The organism is Bradyrhizobium erythrophlei, from assembly GCF_900129505.1.
Taxonomy (GTDB): domain Bacteria; phylum Pseudomonadota; class Alphaproteobacteria; order Rhizobiales; family Xanthobacteraceae; genus Bradyrhizobium; species Bradyrhizobium erythrophlei_D.
The window spans coordinates 90,430-104,117 of record NZ_LT670818.1 but is presented as its reverse complement, the minus strand read 5'-3'; the positions used below and the strand labels follow the sequence as shown (position 1 = coordinate 104,117).

Genomic DNA, 13,688 nt, shown 5'->3' with positions numbered 1-13,688 from the left:
GACGCGCCGGACGCGGCTGTGCGGTGAACCCTGTCACAGCCTGATCTCCCGTTCGACGCCGATCGCCCTCAGGAAGGTCTCATCGTGGCTCACCGCGATCAGTGCGCCGTCGAAGCCTGACAGCGCGGCTTCCAGCACTTCGATCGATGACAAATCAAGGTGGTTGGTCGGCTCGTCCAGCAGCAGCAGGAGCGGCGGCTCCGGCCTTGCGAACACGCAAGCGAGCCCCGCGCGCAGCCGCTCGCCGCCGCTCAGCGTGCCAGCGATCTGCAGCGCCGCCTGGTTGCGGAACGCGAAGCGAGCCAGCGCGGCGCGCGCCTCATTATCGGACAAATCCGGATTGAGCCGGCGCAGATTGTCGAGGACGCTGACGGACGCATCGAGCAGGCCGACATGCTGGTCGAGCATGGCGACGCGACCGGTCAGGCGGCTGATGTTTCCTGCGGTTGGCCGAAGCTGTCCGGTGATCAGGCCGAGCAGCGTGGTCTTGCCGGAGCCGTTGGCGCCGTGGATGGCGATGCGTTCGGGGCCGCGCACCTCGAACGACAGCGGGCCGAACAGGCGGCGGGCGCCATACGCCATCACCACGTCGCTGAGCGCCAGCAGTTCGCGGCCGCGGGCCAGGCCGGCTTTCGGCAGGTCGATCGAGAGCGGCGTCAGAATCTCGACCCGGGCGCGGGCCTGTTCGAGGGCATCGGCGCGCTCGCCGATCAGCCGCTCGGCAATATGGCCCTCGCGCGCGGCGCTGTTCTCGGCGCGCTGCTTTTCGCGGTCCATGAACATCTTGTCCTCGACGCTCTTGGCGCGCCAGGCGCGGCCGGCCTTGTCGCGCCGGGCCTTTCTCTCTCTTGCCTGCTGAACCGCGCGCTCGGCGTTGCGGAGCGCGTCGGCGGCGCGGGTGAGGTCGGCCCCGGCACGGGCCCGCGCGGCCTCGCGCGCATGTGCAAATTCCGGCCACGCACCGCCGAAGATGGTGACGCCGATCGCGGCAAGCTCGAGGATGCGGTCGACATGCGCCAGCAGCGCACGGTCGTGGCTCGCGACGACCACGCCGCCGCGCCAGCGTGCGAGCAATTCGGCGACCGCCGCGCGGCCATCGGCATCGAGATTGTTGGTGGGCTCGTCCAGCAGCAATACGTTCGGCGCCTCGATCAACAGCCGCGCCAGCGCGACGCGCGTTCGCTCGCCGCCGCTCAGCGAGGCGAGAAGGCGATCCAGCGGCAGAGCGGGCAGGCCGGTTTCGATCAGCGCTGACGCCAGCCGGGTTTCCAGGGTCCAGTCGGCGTCGCCGGCATCTTGCAGCGAGCCTTCGCCGCGTTCGAGGCGCCGCAGGCGGACGAGAGCGCTGTCAACGCCCAGCGCCTGCGCCACCGTCAGGCGGTCGTCCGCCAGTTGGGCAAGGGTGCCGATCGAGCCCGAGCGCTGAATCGATCCGGCGGCGGGTTCGACCCCGCCGGCAATCGCACGCAGCAGCGTGGATTTGCCGCAGCCGTTGCGGCCGACAAGACCGGTCCGCTCGCACCCGATGGCGAGCGTCAATCCGTCAAACAGAGGCCGGCCGTCAGGCGTCGTGAGGCAGAGGGAGTCCAGCGTGATAAACGCGGTCATGGAGAGCTTCCGAAATGGACAAAGAGCGCGGCGCGATCTGCGTTGCGATGTCCATTTCAGCCTCCATGAGGGGTTTTTCGGCCCGAGCGAATATCCTTAGAAACTTGGCGGCTGCCGCGCAAGAGTGTGGCCAGCCGGACCCGGGCGATCGATCAGCCCGCCCCGAGCGCGAGGGCGATGCTGTAGGTGGCAAAGCTCGCCGCATAGGCCAGCGCGAACATGTAGGCGAAGGTGACCGCCATCCATTTCCAGCTTCCGGTCTCTCGGCGGATCACCGCCAGCGTGGAAGCGCATTGCGGGGCGAAGATGTACCAGGCGAGCAGCGACAGCGCGGTCGCGAGACTCCATTTGGTCGCTAGCACCTGGCCGATCTGGTCGGCGGCCTCCTTGCCGCCCTCGATCGCGTAGACGGTGCCGAGTGCTGCGACCGCGACCTCGCGTGCGGCCATGCCCGGAATCAGCGCCACCGCGATCTGCCAGTTGAAGCCGAGCGGTGCCAGCAGCGGCTCCAGCGCCTTGCCGATCATCGCGGCCAGGCTGTAATTGATGGCGGGGCCCGCAGCGCCCGCGGGGGGCGTCGGAAACGACGCCAGAAACCAGATCAGCACCATCATCGAGAAGATCGTGGTGCCGGCCCGCTGCAGGAACATCTTGGCCCGCGTATAGATTCCGATCGCAATGCTCTTCAGCCGCGGCATCTTGTAGTCCGGCAGTTCCAGCATGAACGGCGCCGGCGCGTAGTCGCGCAGCATGAAGAATTTGATCAGGAACGAGACGGCCAATGCGCTGAGGATGCCGGCCGCGTAGAGGCCGAACATCACCAGCCCGCGCAGATTGGCCCAGCCCCAGACCTGGGTGTCCGGGATGAAGGCGGAGATGATCAGGGTGTAGACCGGGATCCGCGCCGAGCAGGTCATCAGCGGCGCGATCAGGATGGTGGTCAGCCGGTCGCGGCGGTTGTCGATCACCCGCGTTGCCATGATGCCGGGGATGGCACAGGCGAAGCTCGACAGCAGCGGAATGAAGGCGCGGCCGTGCAGGCCGGCGCCGCCCATGATGCGGTCCATCAGGAACGCCGCGCGTGCCATGTACCCGAAATCTTCCAGGAGCAGGATGAACAGGAAGATGATAATGATCTGCGGCAGGAACACGATGACGCTGCCGACGCCGGATATCACGCCGTTCTCGAGGAAGCTCTGCAACAGCCCGGCCGGCAAGGTGTCGTGCACCAGTTGCCCGAGCGCGCTGAAGGCCGCCGACAGCAACTCCATCAAGGGCTGCGCCCAGGCGAACACCGCCTGAAACATCACGAACAAAATGAGCGCCAGGATCGCGAGTCCCGCAACCGGATGCAGCACCACGGCATCGATCCGCGCGGTCCAGGAATCCGGCCGCGACGGCAGGCTCACGGTCGACGCGATGATGCGGTCGGCCTCGCGTTGGGTGGCGCGCAGTTGCGCGACCGTCAGCGGCTCCCAGAGATTTTCTTTCACGTGCGGCTGCGCCTGCGCCGCGATCTCGTCGGTCCGGCGCAGCAATTCGGCGGTGCCGCCCTTGCGCACCGCGATCGAGGTGACCACGGGCACGCCGAGCGCCTCCGACAGCCGCGGCACGTCCACGGTGACGCCGCGGCGGGTCGCGATATCGAACATGTTGAGCACCAGCATCAGCGGCCGGCCGGTGTTCTTGAGCTCGAGCAAGAGGCGGATCGTCAGCCGCAGATTGGTCGAATCCGCGACGCACAGCACGAGGTCGGGCACCGCCTCGCCGGGGGTGCGGCCGAGCACCATGTCGCGGGTGATCTCCTCGTCGGGGCTGCGGCCGCGCAGCGAGTAGGTGCCGGGAAGATCGACCAGCGACACCTGCCGACCGGAGGGCGTGACGAACCCGCCTTCCTTCCGCTCCACGGTAACGCCGGGATAGTTCGCGACTTTCTGGCGGCTGCCGGTGAGCGCATTGAACAGCGAGGTCTTGCCGCTGTTCGGCGTGCCGACCAGAGCCAGATGCAGCAACGGAGCTTCCATAGTTTAGGGTCCGTTCGCCTCAGGCGACAATGATGGCCATGGCCTCGCGCCGGCGCACCGCGATCGTGACGTTCTCGACGCGGACGGCGATCGGATCGCGGCCGACAATGCCCTCATGCAGCACCTCGACCCGCGCGCCTTCGACGAAGCCCAATTCGATCAGCCGGCTTTCGAGTTCGTTGGCGGACAACGCCGAGCCGGCGTCGCCGGCGGCGAGGTGCTGGATGACGCCTGAATAGCCCCGCCTGGCTAACCCCAGTGGCTGATGCGGGCGAGTGCCGTTACGTTTGGTCATGATGTGTATTTCCAATCGCGGACCGGCCGGTCAAGTCTCGCGATCAAAATGCTCCGGCACCTTAGAGCGATTATAAACAAGCGCGCGCACCTTCCGGCCAATGTGGGCTGTGGAACACACTCGGCCCAACTCGTCTCAACATTCTTAAGCGCTCCGGCGAGGCGGGTACCCAGCGCAATTATTTTTCGGCAACGGAAGCGGGGCGGGAATGTCGCCGTCGATGCGGTGTTTACGGCAGTGGCTGGAGGAATCGTCAAAACAGGGAAGCAGGAGGCGTGCATGACCCACTCTGTGATCCGGCTTGCGACACTGGCCGTGTTTCTGGCTGGGCTGACCTCGGCCCCGATCGTTCCAGCGCTGGCCGCCGGAGGCGGCGGAGGGGGCGGTGGCGGCGGCGGCGGAGATCCCTATGGTTCGGCTTACACCACGACACCGCCGCCGAATAGCAACGCCACCCGTACCACCCACAGGGTCAAGAAGAAGCCCGACAAGCAGTCCCTGTTCGAGGATCCCGCTTTTGCCAAAGGCTACCGCGCGGCCTATGCGACGATCTACGATCGCAACGATTATGCGGACGCGATCGAGCAGCTGAAGGCGCTCGGCCATGACGACCACCCCAATGTCGCCAATCTGATCGGCTATTCCTATCGCAAACTCGGCGACTACAAGCTCTCGCAAGTCTGGTACGAGCGCGCGCTGAAATCGGATCCGAACCACGTGCTGACCTGGAATTACTACGGTCTGTGGCAGATCGAACAGGGCAACCGCGACCAGGCATTATACCATCTGACCCGGATCGCCGCGATTTGCGGAACCGACTGCGCCGAGTATCGCTCGTTGGCGGAGGCACTGGAAAAGCCGCCCGGCACCGGTCTCGTCTACTGAATTTCCTTGCGTGGGGCGGCCGCAAGTGCGGCCGCCTTGACGGCCGTGCGGGAAGTTCCAACGCCGCGCGGCTTCCCGGCCCGCGGCACCGCAATTAGCTCTGCGCCTTCGGATCCGGCGACGCGGCCAAGGCGCGGGCGCGGAAATAATCCAGCACGAAGAGCCGGATCGCGGACGACAGATTGCCCTGCTGGCGATTGCTGTCGATTTCTCCCACCAGCTCCGAGAGTGTCATATCGCGCAGTCCGGATATCTCCTTCATGCCGTTCCAGAACGCCTCTTCGAGGCTGACGCTGGTCTTGTGACCGGCGACGACGATCGAACGTTTCACGACCGGCGATTTCATGATGCATCCTCGCCATCGATCCGGTGCTGATCGAGCACGTCGTTGGCGCGTTTGCCGCGCCGTTCTTCCAGAATGCGTTCGGACTTGGTCCGGCCGAACCGCTTCCGGTTGGCGTCGGCCTGTTTCGCCGACTGCTCTTTCTCAGCGCGTTTCCTAAATCGCTTCAGGTTGACTAAATCCCCCATGCCAGCCTCCCTCATTTAATAACCAATTTGGGGCATGAGAAATTTTCACGAAGGCGTGAGCGTGCGCGCTTTGCGTTCGCCTGCTCGATCGTCATCCGAAAATTCCCGTCGACCCCCATAACCTCAAAAAATATCTTCCGCTCTGCGGCAACGAAATAATTCGTGCTTCAACACACCCGCCATCACGACGATAGATGACCCGCCACGACGACGATAGATAAGACGATAGATAGTCGGTCTCATTCTTTAGGTGTTATCGTCCATAACTATTTTCCAGGACCGTAATCTCACGGGGTCCACCGTGCCCGCGATCAGCCCGGGTGTATCATCTTGACCGGCTGCACCAGCCGGTCGAATTCCGTCTCTGAAACGAAGCCCAACCGCACCGCTTCTTCCTTCAGCGTGGTTCCACGAGCGTGCGCCGACTTGGCGACCTTCGCAGCGTTGTCGTAGCCGATCTTCGGCGCCAAGGCAGTCACCAGCATCAGCGAACGCTCCATCAAATCCCGGATGCGTTTTTCGTCAGCACGGATCCCTTCGATGCAGTGCACCGTGAAGGAGCGTGCGGCGTCGGCCAGCAGTTGGATGGAATGTATCATGCAATGTGCCAATAAAGGCTTATAAACATTGAGTTCGAAATGTCCCTGACTGCCGCCAACCGTCATCGCCGTGTGGTTCCCGAACACCTGGCAGCACACCATGGTCATCGCTTCGCACTGCGTCGGATTGACCTTGCCCGGCATGATCGAGGAGCCCGGCTCGTTCTCCGGCAGGATCAGTTCGCCGAGGCCCGAACGCGGGCCCGAGCCGAGCAGGCGGATATCGTTGGCGATCTTGAACAGTCCGGTCGCGACCGAATTGATGGCGCCATGCGCGAACACGTAAGCGTCGTTGGAGGCCAGCGCCTCGAATTTGTTGGCGGCGCTCGTGAAGGGCAGCTCTGTGATCCTGGCCGCGTATCTTGCGAACAGGCGAGCGAATTTCGGTTTCGAATTGAGCCCGGTCCCGACGGCGGTGCCGCCTTGCGCCAGCGGGTACAGATCATTTACCGCCAGCTTTAGTCGTTTGATGCCACTCTCGACCTGCGCGGCGTAACCGGAAAATTCCTGGCCGAGCGTCAGCGGCGTCGCGTCCTGGGTGTGGGTGCGGCCGATCTTGACGATATGGGCGAACGCCTTCTCCTTTTTGTGCAGTGCGTGATGGAGTCCGTTCAGCGCCGGAACCAGATCCGCGGTGATCCCGATCGCCGCGGCGATGTGCATGGCGGTCGGGAATGAGTCGTTCGACGACTGACTCATGTTGACGTGATCGTTGGGATGAACCGGGGCTTTGGCGCCGAGCGTGCCGCCGAGCATTTCGTTGGCGCGATTGGCGATCACCTCGTTGAGGTTCATGTTGGTCTGGGTGCCGGAGCCGGTCTGCCAGACCACGAGCGGGAAATGATCGTCGAGCTTGCCGTCGATCACCTCGCGCCCGGCGCGGATGATGGCGCGGGCGCGGCGCTGGTCGATGAGGCCGAGTTCGAGATTGGTCTGTGCCGCCGCCAGCTTGACGATGCCGAGCGCACGAACGATCGGCATCGGCATCCGGTCTTGGCCGATGCGGAAATTCTGCCGCGACCGCTCGGTCTGCGCGCCCCAGTAACGATCGGCGGGAACCTCGATCGGACCGAAGCTGTCGCTCTCGGTGCGCGTGGAACCGGATCGCAAGGTTGGGGTCGATCGATCCATAGATAAGGTCCGTTGGACGAGAGATGACGTCCGCTGCACGAGTCGATCCCGCACGAACCGGCTCACGCCGGCCTCGGGCGGTTCATTCATCCTACACGATTGCGCGGCTTTTCCTGCGCGCGTTTTATTTTTTGCGGAAGCGGTCCAGTCTTACGACTTCGGCCCCCTCGCCGGGCTTGGTGGGCTCGTCCTGATTTTCCGCGGCGGGCGCGGCAACGGGCAGGGCAGCGGGGGTAGGGACCGCCGGAAGGTTCGTCGCCGGCGTTTCGGGGACGGCGTCGGCGGGCTCGAACTGCAGGCCGAACTGCACCGACGGATCGAAGAAACTCTTGATGGCGTTGAACGGGACCACCACCCGCTCCGGGATGCCGCCGAACGACAGGCCGACTTCGAACCGCTCATCGGTCACCACCAGGTCCCAGAACTGGTGCTGCAGGATCACCGTCATCTCTTCCGGATATTGCGCGAGCAGCCGCGGCGACAGCTTCACGCCCTCGGCGGTGGAGACAAAAGTGATGAAGAAATGGTGGTCTCCGGGCAGGCCGTGTTCGGCGGCGTCGGCCAGTACCCGCCGCAGCACCCCGCGCAGCGCGTCGCGCGCCAGCACGTCGTATCGGATATGATCGGTCGCCATTATCGGTCCTGTCGTGTTCGATATCGCTGGTCAAAGCCGGCGGCGATGCCGGTGGTCCGACTCGCCCGTTTCCCCATGCTACCCCGGCGGAGGCCTGAGGTCAGCAGGCTTCCGGTGGCCGAAATTCCGGCAAACGACCCGGCCGGAGGCAAATCCATCAGGCAAATGAGAAGTGGAGGCTTCTGTTGCCAGGTGCCTCCGGACCCCGCCCAGCGGAGCTTAACCCACTAGGACTTCAGACTTGGTTTTTCAAACCGCTTACGCGGCCTGAGCAACCGGAGCATAGTTGTCGTTTGCAACTATTGCATAGCCCGATAACGGCGGAACCATACCGGGAAAAAACACGCCCTTTACGCCCTCGTCGATCCTGGTTCGCCCCCGCCGAAACCCGCCTTTTGCGAGGGGCTTTGGTGGAGGCGCCGGGTACTGCCCCCGGGTCCGAATGGTTTATTGCGACGGCAATTTATTTCCATAGCCGGCGAGCCGGCCCGCTCAATATAGGGGCCAAAAGTCGAGAAAAACAGAGCCGGTTTGGGGGTATTGGGCCGTGGAACACGCCGAATTGGGTTGGCCTTGCCGCGGCGCCCGTTCTACATCTTGCGCCATGCCCCCGGATTCGCCGCCGGCCGCCATGGCGGCGCCGGAACTTGCCATATCAGCCCCGCCCGGCCTGCTCGCGCTGTTCGCAGCGTTCGCCAAGATGTCGCTGTCTGGCTTCGGCGGCGTGCTGGCCTTCGCGCGGCGCGGCATCGTCGAGCAGCACCGGTGGATGACGGCCGAGGAGTTCAACGAAACCTTTGCGCTCTGCCACTTCCTTCCGGGTCCGAATATCGTCAACCTCAGCGTGGTGTTCGGATCGCGCTTTCGCGGCTTTCCCGGCAGCATCGCGGCCTTTGCCGGGCTGGTCGGTCCTCCCGTGGTCATCGTCACGATCCTGGCCGGGCTCTATGGGCGTTACGGCGAAATCGACGCGCTTCGGCGCATCCTGGGCGGCGTGTCCTGCGCGGCGGTCGGCCTGCTGATATCGGTGGTGTTTCGGATGATGATGCCGCTGATCAGGAAGCGCGACATCGTCGGCGTCGCGGTCATGGCTGCCGTGTTCACCGCGATCGGCGTGCTGCGGCTGCCGCTGCCCGCGGTGTTGCTGGTGGCGATCCCGCTCAGCATCGCCATCACCATTGCCATGCGCCGGCGGGTCAAGGCATGAACTTCAACCAGAGCCCGATCTGGACGCTGATCTCGACCTTCGGGCTGATGTCGCTGTTCGCGGTCGGCGGCGCCAATGCGGCAATCCCCGAGATGCACCGGATCGCGGTCGACGTTCAGCACTGGCTGACCGACAAGCAATTCGCCGACGTCTACGCGATCTCGCAGCTCTCGCCGGGGCCGAACGTGCTGATCGTGACCCTGATCGGCTATGCCGTCGCAGGCGTCGCCGGCGCGCTCGCCGCGACGCTGTCGATGTGCGTCCCGACCGCCGTTCTGGCCTATTGGGTGAGCCGCCTGCTGACCCGGTCGAGCCATGCGCGCTGGCCTGCCATTATCCAGGCGGCGCTGGTGCCGCTTTCGATCGGGCTGATGGGCGCCAGCGGCCTTGTCCTGGCGCTGACCTCCGACCGGACCTGGACGGCCGGCTTGGTCACGGCCGCGGTCGCGGTGCTGGCCTTTGCCACCCGGCTCAATCCGCTCTGGCTGCTGCTGGCCGGCGGCGTCCTGGGATTTGCCGGCTTCACTGGATGAGAAGGGTACCTTGCCGTTTGGGGACCGGATGCTCATTTTTCGGGGTATAATGGACCGGTTCCGCCGAATCGCTCCTGTCGGAGAACCGGTCCGGCCGCTAGAACTGCCTTCCGGAATTCGCCTTCGCTAGGGGCTCATAACGCAACGCCATGAATCAGTATCACGACCTGCTCGAACGAATTCTGTCAGACGGCGCGGAAAAGGGTGACCGCACCGGCACCGGCACGCTGTCGATCTTCGGCCACCAGATGCGCTTCAATCTGGCCGCCGGATTTCCGATGCTGACCACCAAGAAGCTGCCGCTGAAGGCGATCGTGCATGAGCTGATGTGGTTCCTCAAGGGCGATACCAACATCAAATATCTCAGGGATAACGGCGTTTCGATCTGGGACGAATGGGCCGACGCCAATGGCGATCTCGGCCCGGTCTATGGATCGCAATGGCGATCCTGGCCGGCGCCGGACGGCCGTCACATCGACCAGATCTCGGACGTCATCGATATGATCCGGCGCAATCCGGACTCGCGGCGCCTTATCGTCAGCGCGTGGAATCCGGCCGACGTCGACAAGATGGCGCTGCCACCCTGCCATTGCCTGTTTCAGTTCTACGTCGCCGGCGGCAGGCTTTCGTGCCAGCTCTACCAGCGTTCGGCCGACGTCTTTCTTGGCGTTCCCTTCAACATTGCGTCCTATGCGCTGTTGACGATGATGGTGGCGCAGGTGACCGGGCTGAAGCCGGGGGACTTCGTGCACTCCTTCGGCGACGTGCATCTCTATTCCAACCATATCGAGCAGGCCCGGCTGCAACTGACGCGCCCGACGCGGCCGTTGCCGACGATGAAGATCAACCCGGATGTGAAGGACATCTTCGCGTTCCGCTACGAAGACTTCGTGCTTGAAGGTTACGACCCGCACCCGCATATCAAGGCGGCGGTCGCGGTGTGAGCGATTGAATGGCCCTCACGATCCGCCGCGCCCGTCCCGATGAGGCGGGACTTGTCCTTTCTTTGGTGCGCGAACTCGCCGAATACGAAAAGCTGCTCCACGAGGTCGAAGCCACCGAAGCCGATATCGACGCCGCGCTGTTCGGCAGCCATCCGCGGCTGTTTTGCGAGATCGCGGAGTGGGACGGCGAGCCCGTCGGCTTCGCGGTCTGGTTCGTCAATTTTTCGACCTTCAGCGGCCGCTCCGGAATCTATCTGGAAGACCTGTTCGTCCGCACCGAGCAGCGCGGCAATGGCATCGGCAAGGCGCTGCTGGCGCATCTGGCCAGGCAGTGCGTCGAGAACGGCTGGTCGCGGTTGCAGTGGTCGGTGCTGGACTGGAACACGTCGTCGATCGAATTCTACAAATCGCTCGGCGCGGTCCTGATGGAAGAGTGGACGATTTGCCGGATCGGCGGTCCAGCGCTGACGGCGCTGGCGAAGGGAGCGCGTTGATGGAAATCGTCCTCATCGTCGCGGTCGCCGACAACGGCGTGATCGGCGCGCACGGCGCCCTTCCGTGGCGGCTGAAATCCGACCTGAAGCGCTTGAAGGCGATGACGATCGCGCGGCCGGTGGTGATGGGGCGCAAAACCTTCGTATCGATCGGCCGGCCGCTTCCCGGCCGTACCAATATCGTCGTTACGCGCGACGCCGGCTTTCGCGCCAAAGGCGCGGTGGTCACGAATTCGTTCGCGGATGCCCGCGCGCTCGCGCGAGGCGACGCGCTGCGACGTTTCGCCACTGAAATTGCCGTGATCGGAGGCGCCGAAATCTACGCGCAATGGATGAATTGCGCCGACCGTCTGGAGATCACCGAAGTGCACGCCCGGCCCGAGGGCGACACTCGTTTTGCCGCAATCGATGCTTCTATCTGGGAGGAAGTCGCCCGCGAGCGGCATCCCGCCGGTAAAGACGACAGCGCCGACTTCTCCTATGTGACGTACCGCCGACGAAAGTCGCATTAACCCCGTCGGGCAATGTTTACATTGACAATTTGCGGCTCAGGCATAGCTGCTTCGAGCCATAAGCTTGCGTTGTAAGGGCCCGGGCGGTCCCCTATAAGGCGTCCTTGTGTTGCGAGGCTGGGCATCCGCCCATGGGCCCCGCGAAGGAGACCAGTCGATGCCGTGGAAGAATCAAGGCGGAGGTCCGTGGGGCTCGGGTCCGAAGGGACCATGGGGCTCCGGCCCGCAACCGGTCGGGCCGAGGCCGCCCGATCTGGAAGACCTTCTGCGCCGCGCCCAGGACCGGCTGCAGCAATTGCTGCCCGGCGGGTATTTCAGCGGTATCGGCATCGCGCTGGTGCTGCTGGTCGCGGTCGCGATCTGGGGCTTGTCCGGCTTCTATCGCGTGCAATCCGAAGAACTCGGCATCGTGCTGCGCTTCGGCAAGTATGTGCGCGACGCGCAGCCCGGCCTGAACTATCACTTGCCGTACCCGATCGAGACCGTGCTGCTGCCGAAGGCGCTGCGCGTCTCCACCATCTCGATCGGCATGACGCTGATCGACGATCCCGCCCGCCGCGGCAGGACCATGCGCGACGTGCCGGAAGAAAGCCTGATGCTGACCGGCGACGAGAACATCGTCGATGTGGATTTCACCGTGCTGTGGCGCATCAAGCCGAAAGGTGCGGCTGAATATCTGTTCAACATCCAGAATCCCGAAGGCACCGTGAAGGCGGTCGCCGAAAGCGCGATGCGCGAGGCGGTCGGCAAATCTAACATCCAGCCGATCCTGACCGGCGCGCGCACCACCACCGAGGCCAAAGTCCAGGAATTGATGCAGAAGACGCTCGACAGCTACGGTTCGGGCATCCTGGTGCAGCAGGTGCAGATGCAGAAGGTTGATCCGCCGGCGCAGGTGATCGATTCCTTCCGCGACGTGCAGGCGGCGCGCGCCGACCTCGAGCGTCTGCAGAACGAGGCGCAGACCTATGCCAACCGCGTCGTGCCCGACGCCAAGGGCCGCGCGGCGCAGATCATCCAGATCGCCGAAGGCTACAAGCAGCAGGCGGTCGCCGAGGCCAAGGGCCAGAGCTCGCGCTTCCTCAAGGTCTACGACGAATACAAAAAGGCGCCTGACGTGACCCGGGAACGCATCTATCTGGAGACGATGGAGCGCATCCTCGGCGGCTCCGAGAAGCTGATCTATGACGGCGGCGGGGCCTCCTCGCAGGGCGGCGTCGTGCCGTATCTGCCGCTGAACGAACTGACGCCGCGGCGTCCGGCGGCGACGACGGGCACGACAAGCCAGCCGCAACAGCCGGGTGGCGTTACGCTGCAGGGGAGCACACGATGAGGTCCCCCGTCGCAGGTATTGTTGCGTTGTTTGCGCTGCTGGTCGTTGTGATCGTCGGCTACAGTTCGGTGTTCACCGTGGACATGACCGAGCAGGCGCTGGTGGTGCGGCTCGGCGATCCCGTCCGCGTCGTCACGGAGCCGGGCCTGAACTTCAAGGCGCCGTTCATCGACACCGTGATCCCGATCGACAAGCGGATCCTCGATCTGGAAAATCCGTCGCAGGAAGTGATCGCCTCGGACCAGAAGCGGCTGGTGGTCGACGCCTTCGCCCGCTACCGCATCAAGGATGCGCTGCGGTTCTACCAGAGCGTCGGCTCGATCCAGGCCGCCAACATCCAGCTCACGACGCTGTTGAACGCATCGCTGCGCCGGGTGCTCGGCGAAGTCACCTTCATCCAGGTGGTGCGCGACGAGCGCGAAGCCCTGATGGCGCGGATCCGCGACCAGCTCGACCATGAAGCTGGCGGCTACGGCATCCAGGTGGTCGATGTGCGGATCAGGCGGGCCGACCTGCCGGAACAGAACAGCCAGGCGGTCTACCAGCGCATGCAGACCGAGCGGCAGCGCGAAGCCGCCGAGTTCCGCGCCCAAGGCGGGCAGAAGGCGCAGGAGATCCGCTCCAACGCCGACCGCGAGGCCACCGTCATCGTTGCCGAAGCCAATTCGACCGCCGAACAGGTGCGCGGCGAGGGCGATGGCGAGCGCAACCGGCTGTTCGCCGAAGCCTACGGCAAGGACCCGGATTTCTTCGCCTTCTACCGCTCGATGACGGCCTATGAAAACGGGCTAAAGAGCAGCGATACCCGTTTCCTGCTGCGGCCGGATTCCGATTTCTTCAAATATTTCGGTGGCTCCGGCAAGAAAAGTGCGGGCATGCCCGCTGCCGCGCCACCATCGGCGCCGGCGGCTGCGCCCGACCAACCGGCTGCAGCCAAGCCGTAATGCCGGACCAAAAG

At 64.4% G+C, this 13,688-nt stretch carries 15 protein-coding genes and 1 other RNA gene; 8 read left to right on the top strand and 8 right to left on the bottom strand.

All coding sequences use genetic code 11. The annotated features are described in order from the left end of the window. Positions 1-33: 33 nt before the first annotated feature. From B5525_RS00500 to B5525_RS00490, 3 genes are all read right to left on the bottom strand, one after another. Entirely contained in the window at positions 34-1,608 is a 1,575-nt protein-coding gene (locus tag B5525_RS00500) for an ABC-F family ATP-binding cassette domain-containing protein (RefSeq protein ID WP_079563952.1), read from the bottom strand. A gap of 152 nt (positions 1,609-1,760) precedes the next feature. Then, positions 1,761-3,632 (bottom strand): ferrous iron transporter B, encoded by a 1,872-nt coding sequence (feoB, locus tag B5525_RS00495; protein WP_079563950.1) that lies wholly within the window; start codon positions 3,630-3,632, stop codon positions 1,761-1,763. Positions 3,633-3,651: 19 nt separating this feature from the next. Beyond that, positions 3,652-3,927, bottom strand: coding sequence for a FeoA family protein (locus B5525_RS00490; RefSeq protein WP_079563949.1), 276 nt, complete (start codon positions 3,925-3,927; stop codon positions 3,652-3,654). A gap of 279 nt (positions 3,928-4,206) precedes the next feature. On the opposite strand from B5525_RS00490, the gene B5525_RS00485 reads away from it, so the two are divergent. Then, positions 4,207-4,812 (top strand): tetratricopeptide repeat protein, encoded by a 606-nt coding sequence (locus B5525_RS00485; protein WP_079563947.1) that lies wholly within the window; start codon positions 4,207-4,209, stop codon positions 4,810-4,812. 94 nt (positions 4,813-4,906) lie between these two features. Here the strand turns inward: B5525_RS00485 and B5525_RS00480 are convergent, their stop codons facing one another. The 5 genes from B5525_RS00480 to ssrA form a co-directional block, all read right to left on the bottom strand. Further along, positions 4,907-5,158 carry a ribbon-helix-helix domain-containing protein gene (locus B5525_RS00480; RefSeq protein ID WP_079563945.1) on the bottom strand — a complete coding sequence of 84 codons (252 nt, stop codon included), beginning with the start codon at positions 5,156-5,158 and terminating at the stop codon, positions 4,907-4,909. Beyond that, positions 5,155-5,343, bottom strand: coding sequence for a DUF4169 family protein (locus B5525_RS00475; protein ID WP_079563943.1), 189 nt, complete (start codon positions 5,341-5,343; stop codon positions 5,155-5,157). The genes B5525_RS00480 and B5525_RS00475 overlap by 4 nt, the downstream gene beginning before the upstream one ends. Before the next feature lie 311 nt (positions 5,344-5,654). Continuing rightward, positions 5,655-7,073 carry a class II fumarate hydratase gene (gene fumC, locus B5525_RS00470; protein ID WP_154072996.1) on the bottom strand — a complete coding sequence of 473 codons (1,419 nt, stop codon included), beginning with the start codon at positions 7,071-7,073 and terminating at the stop codon, positions 5,655-5,657. Positions 7,074-7,197: 124 nt separating this feature from the next. After that, complete coding sequence (locus B5525_RS00465; RefSeq protein WP_079563940.1) at positions 7,198-7,707, bottom strand: SspB family protein; 510 nt, start codon at positions 7,705-7,707, stop codon at positions 7,198-7,200. Between the two features lie 171 nt (positions 7,708-7,878). Next, positions 7,879-8,234: a transfer-messenger RNA gene (ssrA, locus tag B5525_RS00460) on the bottom strand. Positions 8,235-8,311: 77 nt separating this feature from the next. On the opposite strand from ssrA, the gene B5525_RS00455 reads away from it, so the two are divergent. From B5525_RS00455 to hflC, 7 genes are all read left to right on the top strand, one after another. After that, the gene (locus B5525_RS00455) at positions 8,312-8,914 is read left to right on the top strand and encodes a chromate transporter (RefSeq protein ID WP_079563939.1); all 603 of its coding nucleotides are present in this window, start codon (positions 8,312-8,314) and stop codon (positions 8,912-8,914) included. Continuing rightward, positions 8,911-9,447 (top strand): chromate transporter, encoded by a 537-nt coding sequence (locus B5525_RS00450; protein ID WP_079563937.1) that lies wholly within the window; start codon positions 8,911-8,913, stop codon positions 9,445-9,447. Before B5525_RS00455 ends, B5525_RS00450 begins: the two co-directional genes overlap by 4 nt. Positions 9,448-9,596: 149 nt before the next feature. Continuing rightward, positions 9,597-10,391, top strand: coding sequence for a thymidylate synthase (locus B5525_RS00445; RefSeq protein ID WP_079563935.1), 795 nt, complete (start codon positions 9,597-9,599; stop codon positions 10,389-10,391). An 8-nt stretch (positions 10,392-10,399) separates the two neighbouring features. Then, positions 10,400-10,885 (top strand): GNAT family N-acetyltransferase, encoded by a 486-nt coding sequence (locus B5525_RS00440; protein WP_079563934.1) that lies wholly within the window; start codon positions 10,400-10,402, stop codon positions 10,883-10,885. Continuing rightward, positions 10,885-11,397: a dihydrofolate reductase gene (locus B5525_RS00435; protein ID WP_079563932.1), complete on the top strand. Its 513-nt coding sequence runs from the start codon at positions 10,885-10,887 to the stop codon at positions 11,395-11,397. Before B5525_RS00440 ends, B5525_RS00435 begins: the two co-directional genes overlap by 1 nt. Positions 11,398-11,554: 157 nt before the next feature. After that, positions 11,555-12,730, top strand: coding sequence for an FtsH protease activity modulator HflK (gene hflK, locus B5525_RS00430; RefSeq protein ID WP_079563930.1), 1,176 nt, complete (start codon positions 11,555-11,557; stop codon positions 12,728-12,730). Next, positions 12,727-13,674 carry a protease modulator HflC gene (gene hflC / locus B5525_RS00425; protein WP_079563929.1) on the top strand — a complete coding sequence of 316 codons (948 nt, stop codon included), beginning with the start codon at positions 12,727-12,729 and terminating at the stop codon, positions 13,672-13,674. The genes hflK and hflC overlap by 4 nt, the downstream gene beginning before the upstream one ends. Positions 13,675-13,688 lie beyond the last annotated feature (14 nt).

What these genes read in the sequence shown, in the direction of transcription:
- B5525_RS00475 (WP_079563943.1), bottom strand. Translation starts at nt 5,343, where the DNA reads ATGGGGGATTTAGTCAACCTGAAGCGATTTAGGAAACGCGCTGAGAAA.
- B5525_RS00485 (WP_079563947.1), top strand. Translation starts at nt 4,207, where the DNA reads ATGACCCACTCTGTGATCCGGCTTGCGACACTGGCCGTGTTTCTGGCT.
- hflK (WP_079563930.1), top strand. Translation starts at nt 11,555, where the DNA reads ATGCCGTGGAAGAATCAAGGCGGAGGTCCGTGGGGCTCGGGTCCGAAG.
- B5525_RS00465 (WP_079563940.1), bottom strand. Translation starts at nt 7,707, where the DNA reads ATGGCGACCGATCATATCCGATACGACGTGCTGGCGCGCGACGCGCTG.
- B5525_RS00500 (WP_079563952.1), bottom strand. Translation starts at nt 1,608, where the DNA reads ATGACCGCGTTTATCACGCTGGACTCCCTCTGCCTCACGACGCCTGAC.
- B5525_RS00490 (WP_079563949.1), bottom strand. Translation starts at nt 3,927, where the DNA reads ATGACCAAACGTAACGGCACTCGCCCGCATCAGCCACTGGGGTTAGCC.
- B5525_RS00445 (WP_079563935.1), top strand. Translation starts at nt 9,597, where the DNA reads ATGAATCAGTATCACGACCTGCTCGAACGAATTCTGTCAGACGGCGCG.
- feoB (WP_079563950.1), bottom strand. Translation starts at nt 3,632, where the DNA reads ATGGAAGCTCCGTTGCTGCATCTGGCTCTGGTCGGCACGCCGAACAGC.
- B5525_RS00435 (WP_079563932.1), top strand. Translation starts at nt 10,885, where the DNA reads ATGGAAATCGTCCTCATCGTCGCGGTCGCCGACAACGGCGTGATCGGC.
- B5525_RS00455 (WP_079563939.1), top strand. Translation starts at nt 8,312, where the DNA reads ATGCCCCCGGATTCGCCGCCGGCCGCCATGGCGGCGCCGGAACTTGCC.
- B5525_RS00450 (WP_079563937.1), top strand. Translation starts at nt 8,911, where the DNA reads ATGAACTTCAACCAGAGCCCGATCTGGACGCTGATCTCGACCTTCGGG.
- fumC (WP_154072996.1), bottom strand. Translation starts at nt 7,073, where the DNA reads ATGGATCGATCGACCCCAACCTTGCGATCCGGTTCCACGCGCACCGAG.
- hflC (WP_079563929.1), top strand. Translation starts at nt 12,727, where the DNA reads ATGAGGTCCCCCGTCGCAGGTATTGTTGCGTTGTTTGCGCTGCTGGTC.
- B5525_RS00480 (WP_079563945.1), bottom strand. Translation starts at nt 5,158, where the DNA reads ATGAAATCGCCGGTCGTGAAACGTTCGATCGTCGTCGCCGGTCACAAG.
- B5525_RS00440 (WP_079563934.1), top strand. Translation starts at nt 10,400, where the DNA reads ATGGCCCTCACGATCCGCCGCGCCCGTCCCGATGAGGCGGGACTTGTC.